We start from the raw sequence: 16,482 nt of genomic DNA, 5'->3' as shown, positions 1-16,482 counted from the left end.
TCGCAAAGGAGCCATCCCGTGGATCAGAGCGCATGGTCTCATCGGCCCCATTTCATGCCCCGGCAGTCGCTGACCGCCGAACAGCTCAACGCCGGTCTCGACGACGAAACCCGGCGCCAGCGCCTGCTCAATCAGGCGATCCACGGCTACGGCGCGGTCATCGGCCTCGGCCTGGTCGCCGACGACGACGGCCGCCTGCACCTGTACGACGACTGCGTCCAGGTATCCGCAGGGCTGGCCCTGGACCGGCACGGTCGCATGCTCTACTGGCCCGGCGGCCGCATTCGCCTCGACGACCTCGCCGGACACCACCCGAAGCACGAGGGCCACTACACCCTGACCGTGCACTACGCCGCCCAGCCACCGGTGACCGACGACTGCCCGCCCTACTCTGAACGCTCCCAGTGGCATGCGGAAGGCGTGGTCTTCACTCTGCGGCGCGGCTGCGACGCCGCCGACCGGAGCTGCCCCGAGCACCCGCTGGGCGGGTGCGTCGGCTGCGGCGAATACCTGTGCCGGCGGACCGGCGCGCTGCCCGGCGACTTCGACGACACTGTGGCGGTCAGTCAGGACGTCAACTGGCTGCGGCGCCGGCCCGGCCGGTTGGCTCCGGCCCCCGCCGACACCTGGATGTACGACCCGGACCCCGAGGTCGGCGTGCCGATCGCATGCCTGCGCATCTGCGATCACGCCAACCGCCGCGCCGATGAGCACGAACACGATACGAATGACACCGTCGGTAACTGGACCGGGCGCGGCCACCGGCCCCGGTACGGCTTCTGCCCGGCACAGGTCCCAACCTGCCTGGTGCGCCCGTTCGTCTACCGCAACCCGCTGCTGTACGAGCTGGCCAACGGCTGCGACATCGCCCGGCCCCGGGTCGAGCAGATCTCCTGGCAGCACTGGATCGACCGGGACTGGTTCGCGAAGGTGTCCTGGGACGACTTCCGCGAGCAGATAACCCGGGGCTTCGAGATCCGGTTCACCCGCCCGGTGCAGGTAGCGACCCTGCACGAGGCGAGCATTTTCCTGACCGCCGTCATCGCGCATCCGGATGTCGATTACAGCGAACCGCGCCGGGTCCCCACCGAATGGGAGCGCTACCCCGACTACTGGGTGCCCGGCGTCGAACCGCTCGACAGCGACGGGAAGTTGGCCTGGGGGGTACGGCTGCACCCCACCCGCGACTGGCTCCAGGCCGAGGTGACCGGCAGCCGGTCCAACCTGTTCGACGGGTCGCACTTCGAACTGACCATCCGCGGCCAGCTGCTGCACGACGCATGCGACCAAATGCTCGACGCGCGGCCGGTCGGCGCCCGCGGCCGCGGGGCCGCCCGGCCCGGCGGCGACTTCATTTCGGCGTTCCAGGTCAGTCCTCGGCGCTCCTACCACCGATGATCGGAAGAAGGACATGAGGAAACACCAGCGCGGCGGCACGCTCCCCGAGCGGACAAGGCCGACCGACATCGACAGCGTCCAGTTCCGCGATGGCATGGTCGTGACCGCCGAGGATCTGGACACGGCACAGCGCTACGCGGCCTCGCTGCTCAAGACCGTACTGCGCGCGTACTTCGGCTGCGGCGTGGTCTGCGGCCTGGATCTGCGGCTGAAGAAACCCGCCGGGGGCCGGCCGGCCACGGTGCTCGTCGTCGATCGGGGCGTCGCCATCGACTGTCACGGCTATCCGCTCGAACTGTGCAAACCCGTCGAGCTCGACCTGGGACCGGACGCCTGCGGCTACGCGGCACCATCCGATGAGATCTTCATCCTGCTGCGGCGAGCCACCTCGCAGGAGAAGCCCTGCGACTGCGCCACTGAGGACGAGCACTCCGCCTGCCGCCGGGTCCGGGAGCACGTGATGGTCAAGGCCGTCTCCCCGGACGAACTCAACGCGCTGCCCGGCGACATCTGCCGTGCCTCCGAGGAGCGTGACGACTGCTGCGGGTGCGAGGGCGGCAAGTGCTGGATCCTGCTCGGCAGCATCGAGCTCGACGACAAGGGTTTCTGCAAGACGGACAAGGACCCGAACCTGGACGACCGCGCCTGGGTCAACCCGCTGCGCGCCCCCGCGCCTTCGTCCCCGTCTGCGCCCGCAGCCCCGGCCCCGGCCCCGGCCCCGGCCAAGGAGTAGACGTCCGGATGGGCCGCACGCGCCCCAAACCCGTGCCACGCGGTGCCACACGCTCGCGTGGGGCACAACCAGGCCCCGCGCAGGTGACCACCGGCACGCCTGCGGACCTGCAACGACGCCTGGGCAACGGCGGGGTGTCGGTGGCCATGCAGCCTCTCGAGCCGTCGGCCCCTGCCCCGTCCGCGCAAAGCAACACCGGGGCGCCTGGCGGCATGCCGCCCTCGCCCGCCGAGTCTTTACCCGAACCTGCCGACACCGCCCCGCCCCCGGCCGACGATGCCGACAGCGGCCTGATTCCTCCCCCGTCCGTCCCCGTGCCCGCCGCCAGCACGCCAGAGTCCTCATTGCATCCTGGCCAGCTCTCCGCCGACGTGACCGTCTCTGCGCCCGCACCCCTGCCCGGTCCCTCGCTCTCGCCTAACGGGGCTGATAAGGGCGCCACGCCCGGCGCGATGCCCACGCCGGGCGCGCTCCCTTCCGGGGGCGATGCCGGCGCGCCCGGTTTGATGGCCGCAGCCGACGTGCCATCGGCGGGAACACCTGCGCCCGCCCCGACGGAGGCCGCCGGCAGGCCCGGCCCTCTCGCGATGCCCGACAGCTCCGCTACCGGCACACCCGCGCCTGCGGCCGAAACTTCTCAGCTCACCACACGCAAAGCGGCACACCCCGACAAACCAACCGCACCGGCGACGCCGCCCGCTGCGGCCACCGGCGACGCCGAGCTCGCCGCTTGGTCCGCCGACTTCACTGCGGCTACCACCGCCGTCACACCTCCGAACCTCGATGCCCCCGCCGCCTCCCCCGAGCAACTCGCCCAGCGGGCAAGGGCTCTGGAGCTGAACCGAGCGGCCGCCCAACCGGACTGGGCCGAACAGGTCCGGCAACAAATGCCGCCCGTCCCCAAGGCCGGCCCCAAGGACACCACCCTCGACACCACTGACGCCGACAACGCCGTACACGCCGTCGAATCGGCCGGGAACATTCGCCTTTCGGACCAGACGTTCCCCCCGCCCACGCCGCTCCCGGTCCCCGCTCCTGGCGAGCCCGCCTCGCCGACCCCGGTCACCGCCCAGCCCTCTGCTCTCGGCCCGAGCAACCCGCTCGATGGCATCCCCGCCGCCGGCGTCAGCGGCGACTTCGTCGACACCAGTCTCGCCGCGGTCGGCCCGGTGCCCACCGGCTTCATCGGCCCCCTGCCTGCGATCGTGGTGACCAGTCAGGATGTCGCCTCCCTGGATCCGCTGCCGCCCGCCGACGCGGCCGAAGTCGGTGACGCGGTCGCCCGCATCCTCGCGTCCTCGCCCGCGCACGCCCAGGAGTTCCTCTCCGCTGCGACCGCAGCGTTCGATCCCGGCCGGCGGGTAGCCGCGCTGCAGCCGATCACACAGCAGCTTCAGGCTCTTGAACAGGAGAACCTCGACATCGAGCTGCGGGGTATAGCCGCGGCGGCCGGCATCGCCGAGACCACGCTCAACGCCGCGATGCTCGCCGCCCGCGAACAGGCCCGGCAGCAGGACGAAGCGATCTCCAGCCAGATCAGCCTGCAGGCCGACACCGCCGCGGGTGACATTTGCCGCCACTCCACCGACCAGACCGCGCGGATCAGCGCGGCCCGCACCGCCGCTGACGAGGAGGCCGACCGCAAGCAGCAGGCGGTTATCGGCGGCGGGGACCTCACCGGCATCACAGCCACCCGCGACCGCTATCTGCGGCGGGTCGCCGACCGCGCCGCGGCGGCCGCTGCCCGGCTGCGCGCCGCGCACGAGACCCGGGCCCTTGAGCTGCACCGGCTGGGTGACCAGCGCAAGGCCTACTACCGGGCGCGCACCGGCACGGAGATGGGGGCGGCCCGCGACTGGGCCGAGCAGCAGAGCCTGGAAGTAGACGCAGTCGTCGCCCACCTCTCCCGGGAAGCCGGCGAGGAAGCCATGAAGTTGACCGCGTCCGTGGGAGTGGTTGCCCAGAACAGCCGCGACCGGGTCCGCCACTGGGCCGCCCGCCAGGAGGGCCGCGAGCGTGGATGGTGGGAGCGGCTGTTCGACCTCGTCTCCGACTGGCTCGCCCAGTCCAGGACCAGCACCGAGACGTGGGAGACACAGCGCAACGCCGAGACCCGCGACGCGGTCGCCGCCGACCTCGACATGCTGCGCGAGGTGCACGAGCAGATAGCCGCCGGCAATCGGCAGGCGGTGGTCGCCGAGATGACCCGGCTGAGCAAGGAGCAGCGGTCCATCGTGGTCGCGTACCTGGCGTCCGGCGGCCGGGACTCCATCGGCGCCGTCGCCATCGGGCTCATCGCGAGGATCCGTGCCCGCCGCGTACCCGAACTCACCCAACAGATCGAAACCCAGGCAATCAAGGATCTCACCTGGGAGGACCTCGACGCGATCGGACGGCAGCACAACACGGCATTCAAGGCCGGCGAACTCATCCGGGACATCCGCCGCGCGGTGCAGGGCCCGGGCACCCACGACCAGCCGCTCTTCGACGCCCTCAGTAAACGGACCCCGGTGCAGATCGCCGCGATGCGCAAGGCCTACTCCGCCGTCTTTGAACGGGATATGGACGACGACATCAACAGCGACGTCGTCTGGTCCGAGCAGGACCGGGTCGACAAGCTGCTCTCCGGCGACCCGGTCGCCAGCGCCGTCGCGACGATCGCCGACGCGGTATGGGGGCCGGGCACCGATGAGGCGGCCATCATGCAGACGTTGCGCGGCGCAACGCCCGCCCAGCGCGACGCGATTGTCGTCGCCTACAAGAGGACGTACCACGTCGACCTGCTGGAGGAGCTCGGCGGCTGGGAGTTGCGGGGCAACGATTTTTCCCAGGCCGATGCGCTGCTGGCTGGTGACACCGCGCGAGCCGACGCGATCGCGCTCGACGAGGCAATGAGCGGACCCGGCACCCGGCTGCCTGCGATCAATGCCGTCTATACCCAGATCCGGGACGAGGTCGAGGCCAAGGGCGCGGACCAGCACATGACGACCGCTGAGATCGAGGCGGAGATCAAGCGCCGCACCGCTGCCGTGCAGACCGCGTACGGCGCCCAGTACGGCGGGCGCGAGACCGCGCTCAAAGCCCGCTTCGAGGACGACCTCGAGGGCGGCGAACTCAAGCTCGTACTCGCCCAACAGGCCGTCGACCGCACCGCGATCGACGCGGCAAAGCTCCAGATCGAGCACGAGTCGATCCTCTGGGCCGACGACGACAAGATCAACGCCGTTCTGCGGGCGCAGCACGAGCGCGCCGAGCAGGAGGTCATGCGCGATCTGAAGCTCGACTTCGCCCGGCGCACGGCGACCATGACGCCCGACCAGCGGGAGGCGGCCCGTTTGCACTTCGAGCAAGGCGCGCCCCTCGCCGTCCACTCTGCCGCGAAGCAGAACATGACGGACCTGCAGGCGGCCTACGAAAAGTCCAATTTCGCAGGTGCGTTCAACTTCATGATCGCCTGGGATCTGGCGGGCACCTCGGAGGCCGAGGCGAGGGAACGCGTCGAAACCGGCGGCAAACTGTCCGACGCCAAAGAGCTCCAGTATGCGATCTACGGGGCCGGCACCAACGAGGACACCATCCGCCGGATTCTCCAGGGGAAAACCAAGCAGCAACTCAAGGGCATCGTCGCGGAATACCACGACAACACCGAGAGCGGCCTGGCCCACGATCTCGCCTGGGACCTGTCCGACCGCGACGAGGCCGACATGCTCCTGTTGCTTGAGTGCGGGTCGGGCACGCCGCAGGAATTGATGGCCTACCTGCAGGCCCGCACGGAATGGGAAACCGAGCACGGCACCGGCTACCTGGGCGACTGGACCGCCGAGGAGACCCGGGTCCTGATCGCGACCGTCGACCAGGCGCAGCAGGCCTTAAACACGTACGAGACCCTGCTCGCCCAGTCCGGTGCGACCGACGACCGCACTGAGGCAGCGCGGGAACACTTCGAAAGCTGGGCCGGGTACGGCGCCAAGGCCATCGAGCATCGCCGGGCCCAGCAGGACGCCATCAACGAGGCCATCACCAACACCGTCGTGGCCATCGGAACGATCGTCACCGCGGCCGCGGTGACAGCCTTCACCGGCGGCGCCGCAGCCCCGGCGGCGGTCACAGCCGTCGCCGCCTACTTCGGCACGAGCACCGCCGTCATGAGCGCCGTGATCGGCGCGGTCGCCACGACAGCCGCAAGCATTTCCCTCAACTGGGGCCTCAAGGGCGCCGCCTACGGCGGTGAACAATTCGCGATAGACCTAGCGCAGGGTTTGGCGGAAGCAGTCCTCGCCGCCGTCGGCGCCAAGTTCGTGGGACCGGCGCTGGAGAGGCTCGCCAAGGCGCCGGCCATCCTGGCGATGATCAGGATCGCCCGCTCCGGACGGCTCGGGGACATCGCCGGGGCCAGGGTGGCGGAGGCGCTCGGAGAGGCGATAGAGGGTCTGCCGTCGGGCGTCGTGTCCGCAATCTTGGACGACCGGACCTGGGCCAGCGAGAACCCGTTGTGGGTCATCATGGAGGCCGCGAGGATGTCCTCGCTGCAAAGCGCGGGCACGGGATTCGTGACGGGGGCGAGTACCGAGGCCCTCGGTAAAGGCATCACCCGGATCCGGCATCGCCCGGCCCGAGGCGCGATACCCACGCCGGCGCCGGGCGAAACCGCTGCCGCCCCCACCTCCGAAAAGCCACCACCGGAGGCAGAGCACCGACCGCCTCGGCCCTCGGGCCCCACACCCGAAACGCCGAGCGGGGCAAGCGAAGGCAATCCCCAGGCCAGCGGATCGAGCAGCCCGGCCCGGGCCGTCGCGCGCCCCAGCTTCATGCAGGAGGGACCTAATCCCTACGGGGCTCGCGGATCGCTCACACTGGAGCAGATCGAGGAAATCCAGGTCTATCGAGCCAACCATGAACCCGGATATTTCGAGAAGTATTACAAGCGGGGCGAGCATCTCGGCGACCGTATATACCTGGACAGAACGGATGACAGCGGGTTTACTCCACCGCAGCTGACCCGAGTATCGAAGGGCGCACCATTCACTAAAACCAAGGATAGCCCTGAGGCCCCCATCCCCCATTACCGCACCGAGAAGCCCATTTCACGCGGGGCAGAGACCGTCACGAGTAAGTTCAGACTAGAGATTCTCTCTAGAGCAGCTCAAGCGCGCCACCGCACCATACAGGAGGACAAGCTGGCCGAGATTCAGGTGAACAGAGCAGAGAAGGCGTACAATGATCACGCCACCCCAAAGAAAGAGGCGCTCCGGGAAAAGGCGAAGTTAGACTACAAAAATTCCCACGCAAAAATGCTAAAACTAAGCCGGGATTTCGGAGAGGCGGCAGCCAAAGAGCACTTTATCGCCGAACACTACGCGGGTTTCAAAAAGGCCACACTCGGTGGCCCGAAGAACGGAAATGATCAGTTCGATCAAGTGTGGGTACATACGGACGGTCGCGTAGTTGTTGTCGAGGCCAAGGGCAGCACTAGCGCGGAACTTGGCGACCGCATCCTTCCGGGCGGAAGGAGAGTTTCCCAAGGTAGCCAGGAATACTTCAACCGCATTCTTGAGTTAATGAATAAACGAAGAGAATTCGAGGTCGTGAAGACAATCAAACTGGCTCAAGGTAGGGGCAAGCTGGATTATGTCGTAGTCAAGGGAGAGAGGAATACAGGGACGTACACTGGCCTCCAGTACCAGTATTTCGATATCAGCAAGGGAACCCTACCGTGATCAGAACCATCTCCCGGCACGACCTATCGGCAGTACCTGACGTCATGCGGCTCATCGAGGGGCTGGGCACACATTTGACGCAGGGCATCGATCAGCTCGATGAATCCATTGGTTTCGCGAGACTGATTGACTCATACCTCGACACCGCACTCCTTCTGCTGCGTGCCCGCTGTGCCGTCGACCCGCAAGCGGCGGCGCTGGAGACATGGGAATCGGCAGTCAATGCCATGCAGCTGGGATCAGCTTTGTTCGCCGTGACGGGGGCCGACGAGGGGGCCGTCGAGTGCCGTATCAATCGGAAGGTGCGGACGCTTCCAGCCATCGGTCCGATGCCGACCGCTGCCGCGGGAAGCTGGCTGACGGCATTCTGGCTGGCTGTCATCTGCCGTAACCAGCGCCGGATGACGCAGCTGTGCGAGATTCCAGTGGAACGGATGCGATCACCTGACGGACAGTACGACGAGTACATCTATCATTGGGTGGACACTTTGCAGACGTACTGGCTGCGTCGTCCGGGGTTGGTGGAAAAGCTCACCGCTACGTTCCAGACGTCGGATCCCACCGTCGCGAGGGTGGCCCCACGCGATCTGCTGGATGGTCTGCTCTATCCACCGATCAATCTCTTCTACCACTTCGTACGCAGGGATGAAGAAGGTTTCAGTCCCGCGTTGGTGGAAGCATTGGAGTTGCACAAGACGTACTGGACGCTGAACGAGGAGCGGGAAGCCGACATCGACGGCAGCATCGCCCTGGGGCCACTGGCCATAGCCTGCCTAGCTTACGACGGGGGAATCCCGATCGGCGTCGAGTCGGAGTACCTGCCGAAGCATCTGCTGCAGCGCAGCTGGTTGGGCGAGTTCCCTACGTGAGGCTATGCGACCGTAGGCGATCGCGATCATAGATCGGGACGGTGCTACACCTATCGACGCTGAGTTCCACGATGGCGGTTTGCTGAGTGTGGGGTACTAGCCGGGACGCGCAGCAGTCGGGCGTCTACAGCGTCGGCTACGGATTCGGCGCAAGCGATCAGAGGTTCGCCTGCGTACCTGCGGCACGTCTCCGGCGCGTCCTGCCAGGCTCCACAGATCACCAGCGTCGGCCACGGCGCGGCCTGCAGCGGATTCAGGTGCACGATCGCTTGCCATACGGGACGTTAGTAGCTGTTGTTGTTCCGATCTTGAGGGTTGTCCGTCGAACGGAGGTCTCGATTGGGTGGTCGCGGGGTGTTCGGCGCATACGAGCAGGGCCTCCTGAACAGCTCGTTGGTGTCGAATCACCGAGCAACATCAGGAGGCCCTGGTGCCGCAGTGTTCCGTGTTGATGAGCGCGCAGTCCAGTTCCGTCACGCTGGAGTGTGACTGTCTGGCTCATCGGTTCGGAAACGCCGCCGACAACGGGTTTCGGCAGTCGCGTTATCCGACGGACATGACGGACGCGAGTGGGCGGCGGTACGGCCGTTGCTGCCGGTTCCTGGCTGGATGCGCCGGCGGGGAGGGCAACCGGAGGCGTACTGCCACCGGGCGATACTCGATGCGATCCACTACCTGGTCGACAATGGCATCAAGTGGCGGGCGATGCCCGCCGACTTCCGCCGTGGGACCGGGTATACGCGTTCTTTCGCCGCTGGCGTGACCACGGCCTGGTCAAGGAGTTCCACGACCGGTTGCGCTCGAGGATCCGCGAGAGGCTGGGGCGGGATGCGGAGCCGTCGGCCGGGGTGATCGACTCGCAGTCGGTCAAGGCGGACGCAGTCGTCGGCTCCGACAGCCGCGGCTTCGACAGCGGCAAGCTGATCAACGGACGCAGGCGGCATGTCGTGGTCGACACCCTCGGCCTGCTGCTGGGCGTGATGGTCACTGCCGCGGACGTCGGCGACCGCACCGCCGCCCAGGTGCTGCTGCAGCAAGTCGCCGACGCGCACCACCAGTTGGAGCTGGTCTGGGCCGACGGCGGCTACACCGGCAGCCTCGTCGAGTACTACCTGGCCTCGCTCGCCCTGGTCTTGGCAATCGTCAAACGCAGCGACGACATGCGCGGCTTCGTGGTGCTGCCCAAACGGTGGATCGTCGAGCGCCTCTTCGTCCACCTCATGCGCACCCGCCGCCTGGCACGCGACTACGAGCGTCGCACCACCAGCGCCGAGGCAATGATCTACTGGTCGATGACCCTGCTCATGACCCGCCTCCTGGCCCGGCCACAGCCTGCGCGAGCGTGAACCGGCCCGGCTGCCGCTCGGTCAGCCAGCCCCGCGCGACCAGGCGTTTCACCTTCGACCGCAGCGCCTCCACCCGTGCCGGCACCACGTCCATGCCGAACGCCGCGGCCATCTCCTGCAGGTCAGCGGCCCTTGATGGAGCCGTGCCCGGTCCGTGAGGGCCTGCAGGATGCGCTGGTAGTCCACCGACAGCACCGACCAGGCCAGCCCCTGGTGCCACACCGGCACATGCGACCTCGTCTGCGCCGCATCCGGTACCTGCAGCGTCTTTCCGGTCTGCTCCTCGGCGGCCGGCGCGGCCCCCTCGGCCCGGGCGGGGTCCTGCCCGCTCTCGTCCACGGGGGCCAGCACCTCGCCGACCCGCGAGCAGGCGATGGCCCACTCCTTCCATTCCCGCTCGGCCACGGCCAACTCGGCCTGGACACGGTCGGCTTCCTCCCGCAACTCGTTCATGCCGTGGTGGCCGGCCGAAGTCCAGGGCCCGGCCGCGGCGCTCGAACCGCCAGGCGGACATCACCGGTTCGATCAGTTCCCAGCGAGCATCGGACAGGTTACTTGGATACGCACGACGGTCAGCCATAACCTGGGCATACCGCAGCTCGGAAGCGTGCGCCCAGGCGTACCTCCTGCAGCGTCGAAGCACGGGACAGACTCGGGCGTCCTGGAACGAGACAGGCGTAAGCGGCCCGCCACCTCATTCGCCACACCACCAGCCTCATGCAGAGAGGCAGCCCCTACAGCCTCATCAGCAGCACATGAGGAGGCAGATCAAAACAACTCAGAACACCACACTCAGGATGAAAAAGACCTCTCAGAGCCCATCTTTAAACTTCTGTTGATCATCTGCCGCGCCACGGCGGAGGACTTCGTACGCACAAGGCTCCGGCCGGTTGCGGCCGTGGGGCACTGCGACGAAAGCCGTGACGGTACGTCTGCTGGCTGATGCTGTCCGGGTGAAGGCGTTCGCGAACGCCTCAGGTTTCCGCAGCAAGTGCTACGCGTGTCTGACCGCCCGTCGGGACGAACGGTTCGAACTGGCTGACGGGGTGCTGTGCGTCGACGGGCTGGTGGTCGCGCCAGTGGATCTGGCGCTGGCGCCCGAACATCAGCGTGGGCACGGCGCGTTGTACAGAGCTCTCAACCACGGCCGAATTGACGTCGAGCGGTTGCATACCGTGCAGGCCGGACTGCCGTCGCCCCGTGCTGATGGCCCCCTCGCGGCAAACACTCGCGGCAAACAAGAGGGCCGTATCCCGGACAGGGATTGCAGCCGGAGCTCGGTGAGGCGCTCCCTTTCCCTTCCCATTGGGCCGTGGGGCGGCACGGCGGCGCAAGCGGCCCGGGGGCCGCCATGCCGAAGGATTTCACCTTGAGTTCCACCCAGTCCCACATCGCCCAATGGCCATCAGGGTCTGCCGCCTGTCGGGTGCCGATCATGGCGAGCAACGTGACCTGTTTCCGTTCGAGTTGCACTTCCGTCAGGTCGTGCACGGACATGTTGTCGATGTCCCCCGATGAGGCGGTGTGGTGACGTAAGGCGCTAGCGGACGGAGTCACCTGTTCTCGCCACCAGGGCACGCGGTCATTGCACCGGAGGTGAACCACTGCACCGGTACAGGTGGGGTCAAGTCCACTTGCTGGAAAACCGCTTGAGGGTGGGGCGCGGTCTAGAGGACGTAGCCGTTTCTTCACCAGGACTGGCCTCGTTGCCCGGTCATGGGGCAAGTCGAGAACGCCGAAGGCGTCTTGGACCCTGCGGTTCAGGCCGCGCTGCCGAAGGCATACCGGCTGATGGTCGACTCTTCTGCGTGGTCGTTGGCGGGTCGTGTCGGCCCGAACCGGCGAAGGGCAAGGCGGCACCGTTCCGGCAGGAGGGCTTGGTCGGCAGTGAACGCACGCCAGGCACTTGGCGGCCGGCGCGGCCCGTGATGCTGACCATTGCCACGACCATCGCCGCGGCGTGGGCGACGGCCGCAGCCGGAGGCTGAGCTCCCCAGCCGCCCCGGTGGCGGGTCGCGGGCGCCTTGCGGGACGGCTCCCCCCTCCCCCCTAGTTGCATTCCGCAAGGCGCCACCCCTTCCCGGGCTTCCGCGGGGAGCGGGAAGGACCGCGCGGGAGCCCGGGAAGGCTCACAATGGCCAGCTGACTGAGCTTCTTGGATGTGGCCACCGATCGGGTGACGGTCCGTGAAGCGAAACGAGCGAGGCCCCCGGGCTGTTGATCTAGATGTCTGACGTCTCGATTACGTTGATTCAGCGTCTTACGGACTCCCCAACTCAAACGGGCCACTTCCTCCGTTCCGGTTGGGGAGTTCTCGTGTGTCAGGCGGCTGATTGCCCCGATGGCGCTAACGTCGTGCGCGGCTCCGGTGTCTTTGAGCGGTGACACCGCTCGTCCGGCCCGGGCCTGCTCCTACGTACGCGTTCCGCACCCAGAACCGACGACGCAAGGGGAATCGATTCCATGACCGCCACAGCAGCCCGCCACACCATGTCACCGCGTCGCATCGCCGCCCGCACGGCGGCCGTGGCGGCCCTGTCCGCCGCCGCGCTCCTCGGCGGCGGTCTCACGGCCCAGGCCGCCGCACCCGCCCGCACGACGGGCGCGGCCGTGGAGCTCGCGCCGACGGGTGCGCTCGCGACCCAGTGCTACTACAGGGTCAACGCCAGCGGCGGTCTGCTGATCCGCAGCGGTCCCGGCACCGGCTACTCGGTCGTCGGGTCCTACGCCAACGGCTCCACGATCCTCGCGTCGGCGTCCACCACCAACGGCTTCCGCAAGGTGGGCACCAACCGCTGGGTCTCCTCGGCCTACACCGTCCGCATCACCAGCTATCCCTGCGAGTGACAGGGGCCCGCGCCGAGGACACCGTTCTCCAGCCCTTCAACGGGCCGCCGGCCGCCGGACATCCCTCCGGCGGCCGACGGCCTGTCCGCTACCTCCGACCGGCCTCCGAATTCATCACTGAGCATCTTCAGCGTTGCAGCTCCAGTGTGAGGACGGTCTTGGCGATTGACGTCATGCGGTGGGGCCCGCATCGGGACCTGCGGAAGATCCGCCAGGACTTCAGGCGGGCGATGCCGCGTTCGACGGGTGCCCGCGTGGCGGCCAGGGCACAATTGCGGGCCTTCTCGATGGGGGTCAGTTCCTGCAGGGGCCTGCGCTTGAGGCTCGTGGTCAGCCACGGACCGGCGCCCTGGTAGGCGAGATCGGCAACGATGGGAACGCCCTGGCGCTCGCAGATGCGGATGATCCGGTGGGTGCGGGCGGCGGTCAGGTCGTAGTGCGGCCCGGCAGGGCGGGCGAGAGCCACAGCAGCCGGCCGCCAGCACGGGGCTGGGCCCCAGCACGATCGGCGCCTCACCCAGCGCACCGTCGGCAATCTGGAGGCGGAGCAGACAGCTCAGGAAGCAGCGAGCGTCGTGACGGGCCTGGTGGCCGAACGCGGACCCCGGCGCCCCGGCATTCTTGCCGCCACCGGTGCCTCGCCCTCAAGTGCCTGTTCCCGAGTCTGTCCTCCCTTGCTGCCGCGCAGCACCGCTGGGGCGTACAGGCACTCCAGTTCATCGGCCTGGGTGCGCAGGCTGTCGGGTGTCGAGCCCGGGTAGTCCTGGAGGATCTTCCATCCGCTGTACCAGTGGGCGCTGTCGACGCTCGCGGGAAGGACCAGGGCGGCGGCTTCGAACGCGGCGAGTTCGGCGAAGCTGCCCTGTTACTCCCTTGTGAGAGCAGCCAGCCAGAATTTCAGTGCCGCCGCTTTGTCAGGGCGGTCGCTGAAGCGCGCCAGCTCGTCCCTCGGATGCACGCCGGGCGCTCGCAGCTGCTCTCGCCGCACTGACCTGCGCCGGGCCCGGCCAGGTGCACGCAGGCTGGCACCACCGGCCGGTGCCCCGGGCAGGAACGGGCCGCGACGGATGGCCATGTTGAACTGTCCCGGATAGGTATGAATGACCCCCTACTGGCCATGCAGACGGCTACGCTTTCTGCGACTGAATCAAGCGTTGGCATGGGGGAGTTCGTGACTGAAGTCAGAGTCGAGACGGTGCCCTTGGACGCGTCAGGGACCCGGCAGATCTCCAGTCGTACGCGAACGAGCTCCTCACTGGGCGACCGGGCCGGAGAGCTGGAAGAAGCCATCGTGCAAGCATCGGCCATCGCTCAGGAGTCACTGGCGCAAGTCCCTCGCCGCGACGGCTGGCAGGTCTCCAGTATGGAGGTGACCTTCGGCCTGACACTGGCCGCGGAAGCAGGAGTGATCTTGTCCAAGGCATCTGCCGAAGCGTCCTTCGAAGTTACCCTCACCGTCGCACGGATCCCGGAGACACCGTGACGCAAGCCAGTTGCTGGGTCGAGCTGTTTCGCTCCCAGCAGCGGCTGGGGGGCGGACTCCTGCTGGCTCCACGCTATGTGCTCACTGCGGCGCACTGCTTGCGTGGCCTGGCCGAGTTCGACGAGCAGGTGGATGTAGTCCTGGCGGACGGTAACCGCCTCGACGGGCAGGTCTGCCGTCGCGACAAGGACGCAGACCTGGCCCTAATCATGATTCTGGGCGCTTCCGGGGCGGCCCGGATCCCGCGCACCGGTGTCGCCCACGGCGGCGATCGATGGCACGGTCCCTACCGGCCCGCATCGACAGAGGTACATCTTCGAGGAGAGGTCGACAACGGAGCGGTGCGGTACCTGTGTGAGGGTGGTGCAGAAATCCAGGCACTCCAGCTGACGACGAACCAGCATCTGGGCGATTACTCCGGGTACTCGGGCGGGCCGGTCGTCAAGGGAACACCCGAGGGTCGCGACCAGGTGGTCGTGGGCCTTCTCCTGGAACAGGCTCCGGACCGAGCAAAAGCCGATCGTGCCTCCAATGTGCTCTTCGCCGCCACCATCGGGGAAGCCATGCGTCGCTTCGATCACTTCGACGTGGAGCATCTGATGGACGTCGTGCACCCCGAGAGTGCGCCTAGGCGGCACTGTGATCAGCTGGAGGGCAGGAGCGATGTTGCTGCGATCGCGTCGGCGGAGTCGTGGTTCCTCCAGATCGACGCCTGGGCACGACGTCAAGTGCTCGATCCGGCGCAGGTCGCCGACCTCAAATTCAGGGTCGCCAAAATGACTATCGAACGTCAGTTGGGCGGCGAGACGGCATGACCGACCCCTGGCATGAGGCCATTGCTGCTGCCGAGAAAGCCCTTCGAGGTGACATGACGTCCCGCGAACGCGCAGCAACCATGACAGCGGAACTAAGCGCGGACGCAACGCTGCTGCAGCGCTCGGACATTGGCCGAAGAGTCTCCTACCTTGCGTCCCTGCTGGAGGCCCTCGACCTTGCGGAGGAAGCAGAATCGCTGTTCAAGCACGTGGTCTCCCGCCTGCTGTGGGACCCGGCCGCGTTGTCGCTGTCCAATGTCGTCAGGAACGAACTGGCGGTCGCCCTAGCAGATCGTGGCCACATCCCGGCTGCCGTCACCCTGCTGTCAACAGCCGTCGCCCTAAGCTCACGTGAAGCCATCGGCCCGACGCCCGATATTCCCACTGCTCGGACGCTGGCGAACCTGGCGGCCCTGAAATTACGTATGGGCGACAGCGCGGAGGCCCAGAGTGATGCCGGACGCGCGGTGCTGGGCCTGCACGAGGGCGGGGACGCTCCTCACGAGCAGATCGAGATCCGCCTGCTGGCGGAGTCGGTTCTGTCCGAAGCAGCCCGTCGCCAGGGCGATGACGTTGCGGCCGATCAGCTGGTGAGTGCCATCGCCCACACCGCCCGACGGCTGGTGCAGCATCTTGGCGGTGAGCATCCCGCCTCGCTGTCCGCGCTGGTCACGGTCGCTCGTGCCCAGTTCGTCTCAGCGCTCTGCGCGAGAGACCGGGAGCGGCAGGAACGGTGCGTTGGTGTCCTGTCCGTTGCCGCGCAGAAGGCGGCCGCCACGCTGGGCCCTGATCATCCCTTGTCTCGATCGGCCCAAGCCAATCTCGCCGCCGCGGAACTCGAAGCGGCTCGGGAAGCAGGGGACCTGCTCCGGATACAAGACGCCCAGGCACTTGTGCTGATGGAGGGCGCGCGGGGCGCGCAGCAGGTTGCCGCCTCCGGATCATTGGTCTCCACGGACAAAATCCGGTCTGCCGAACGCGACGATGGCCCTGCCCTGCGGCAGGAGGGCCGGCGACGTGGAACTCAGGTTAGTCAGTCGTCAGTTACGCAGCAGGCAGGCACGGTGCGCGGCGAGTCCGGCGTGGCGGTGAGGACATCCTCGCGAGCCGGCACCGCTCGCCGGGGCAACCGGCAGAGTCGAGCGGGCATCAGAGACGTCGCCGCCGCCGCCGGTGTCACCATCACGACTGTCTCCGACGCTCTTAACGGCAAAGGGCGGCTCCCGGACGCCACCCGACGCCATGTCCGCGAGGTCGCCGAACGGCTGGGCTAT

9 protein-coding genes and 5 pseudogenes are annotated in these 16,482 nt (G+C 67.6%); 11 read left to right on the top strand and 3 right to left on the bottom strand.

The window, feature by feature from the left end; genetic code table 11:
* Positions 1-18 precede the first annotated feature (18 nt).
* The 6 genes and pseudogenes from ACFUPX_RS35540 to ACFUPX_RS35515 all read left to right on the top strand — a co-directional run bounded on the left by ACFUPX_RS35540 (position 19) and on the right by ACFUPX_RS35515 (position 10,063).
* Complete coding sequence (locus tag ACFUPX_RS35540) at positions 19-1,398, top strand: hypothetical protein (RefSeq protein WP_383332252.1); 1,380 nt, start codon at positions 19-21, stop codon at positions 1,396-1,398.
* A gap of 13 nt (positions 1,399-1,411) precedes the next feature.
* Positions 1,412-2,131: a hypothetical protein gene (locus ACFUPX_RS35535; RefSeq protein ID WP_383332250.1), complete on the top strand. Its 720-nt coding sequence runs from the start codon at positions 1,412-1,414 to the stop codon at positions 2,129-2,131.
* Positions 2,132-2,718: 587 nt separating this feature from the next.
* Positions 2,719-7,848, top strand: a complete 5,130-nt coding sequence (locus ACFUPX_RS35530; RefSeq protein WP_383332248.1) for a hypothetical protein — start codon at positions 2,719-2,721, stop codon at positions 7,846-7,848.
* Positions 7,845-8,717 (top strand): immunity 49 family protein, encoded by an 873-nt coding sequence (locus ACFUPX_RS35525; protein WP_383332246.1) that lies wholly within the window; start codon positions 7,845-7,847, stop codon positions 8,715-8,717. The genes ACFUPX_RS35530 and ACFUPX_RS35525 overlap by 4 nt, the downstream gene beginning before the upstream one ends.
* 609 nt (positions 8,718-9,326) lie before the next feature.
* Positions 9,327-9,407, top strand: a pseudogene (locus ACFUPX_RS35520) (hypothetical protein); the annotation flags it as partial.
* 5 nt (positions 9,408-9,412) lie between these two features.
* The gene (locus ACFUPX_RS35515; RefSeq protein ID WP_383332244.1) at positions 9,413-10,063 is read left to right on the top strand and encodes an IS5 family transposase; all 651 of its coding nucleotides are present in this window, start codon (positions 9,413-9,415) and stop codon (positions 10,061-10,063) included.
* Here the strand turns inward: ACFUPX_RS35515 and ACFUPX_RS35510 are convergent.
* Both ACFUPX_RS35510 and ACFUPX_RS35505 read right to left on the bottom strand, forming a co-directional pair.
* Positions 10,020-10,516, bottom strand: a pseudogene (locus ACFUPX_RS35510) (hypothetical protein). The gene ACFUPX_RS35515 and the pseudogene ACFUPX_RS35510 overlap by 44 nt on opposite strands.
* 28 nt (positions 10,517-10,544) lie before the next feature.
* Positions 10,545-10,643 (bottom strand): annotated as a pseudogene (locus ACFUPX_RS35505) (IS5/IS1182 family transposase); the annotation flags it as partial.
* A gap of 352 nt (positions 10,644-10,995) precedes the next feature.
* Here ACFUPX_RS35505 and ACFUPX_RS35500 point away from each other — a divergent pair.
* Together ACFUPX_RS35500 and ACFUPX_RS35495 are read left to right on the top strand one after the other, a co-directional pair.
* Positions 10,996-11,274: pseudogene (locus ACFUPX_RS35500) on the top strand (transposase); the annotation flags it as partial.
* 1,252 nt (positions 11,275-12,526) lie between these two features.
* Positions 12,527-12,910 carry an SH3 domain-containing protein gene (locus ACFUPX_RS35495; protein ID WP_383332242.1) on the top strand — a complete coding sequence of 128 codons (384 nt, stop codon included), beginning with the start codon at positions 12,527-12,529 and terminating at the stop codon, positions 12,908-12,910.
* Between the two features lie 127 nt (positions 12,911-13,037).
* On the opposite strand, the pseudogene ACFUPX_RS35490 reads toward ACFUPX_RS35495, so the two are convergent.
* A pseudogene (locus tag ACFUPX_RS35490) lies at positions 13,038-13,390 on the bottom strand (transposase family protein); the annotation flags it as partial.
* 637 nt (positions 13,391-14,027) lie between these two features.
* Here ACFUPX_RS35490 and ACFUPX_RS35485 point away from each other — a divergent pair.
* The 3 genes from ACFUPX_RS35485 to ACFUPX_RS35475 form a co-directional block, all read left to right on the top strand.
* Entirely contained in the window at positions 14,028-14,393 is a 366-nt protein-coding gene (locus ACFUPX_RS35485; protein WP_383332240.1) for a CU044_2847 family protein, read from the top strand.
* The gene (locus ACFUPX_RS35480; RefSeq protein ID WP_383332238.1) at positions 14,390-15,208 is read left to right on the top strand and encodes a serine protease; all 819 of its coding nucleotides are present in this window, start codon (positions 14,390-14,392) and stop codon (positions 15,206-15,208) included. The genes ACFUPX_RS35485 and ACFUPX_RS35480 overlap by 4 nt, the downstream gene beginning before the upstream one ends.
* Before the next feature lie 1,088 nt (positions 15,209-16,296).
* A partial coding sequence (locus tag ACFUPX_RS35475; protein ID WP_383332306.1) for a LacI family DNA-binding transcriptional regulator occupies positions 16,297-16,482 on the top strand: 186 nt, incomplete at its 3' end.

It is taken from the genome of Streptomyces sp. NPDC057302 (assembly GCF_042667685.1).
In the GTDB taxonomy this organism is placed as follows: Bacteria; Actinomycetota; Actinomycetes; order Streptomycetales; family Streptomycetaceae; genus Streptomyces.
The sequence above is the reverse complement of the archived record's forward strand: the minus strand, read 5'-3'. Positions and strand labels throughout refer to the sequence as shown.

Excerpts from the sequence above, each read along its gene's own strand:
- ACFUPX_RS35485 (WP_383332240.1), top strand. The coding sequence starts at position 14,028 with ATGCAGACGGCTACGCTTTCTGCGACTGAATCAAGCGTTGGCATGGGG.
- ACFUPX_RS35495 (WP_383332242.1), top strand. The coding sequence starts at position 12,527 with ATGACCGCCACAGCAGCCCGCCACACCATGTCACCGCGTCGCATCGCC.
- ACFUPX_RS35535 (WP_383332250.1), top strand. The coding sequence starts at position 1,412 with ATGAGGAAACACCAGCGCGGCGGCACGCTCCCCGAGCGGACAAGGCCG.
- ACFUPX_RS35530 (WP_383332248.1), top strand. The coding sequence starts at position 2,719 with ATGCCCGACAGCTCCGCTACCGGCACACCCGCGCCTGCGGCCGAAACT.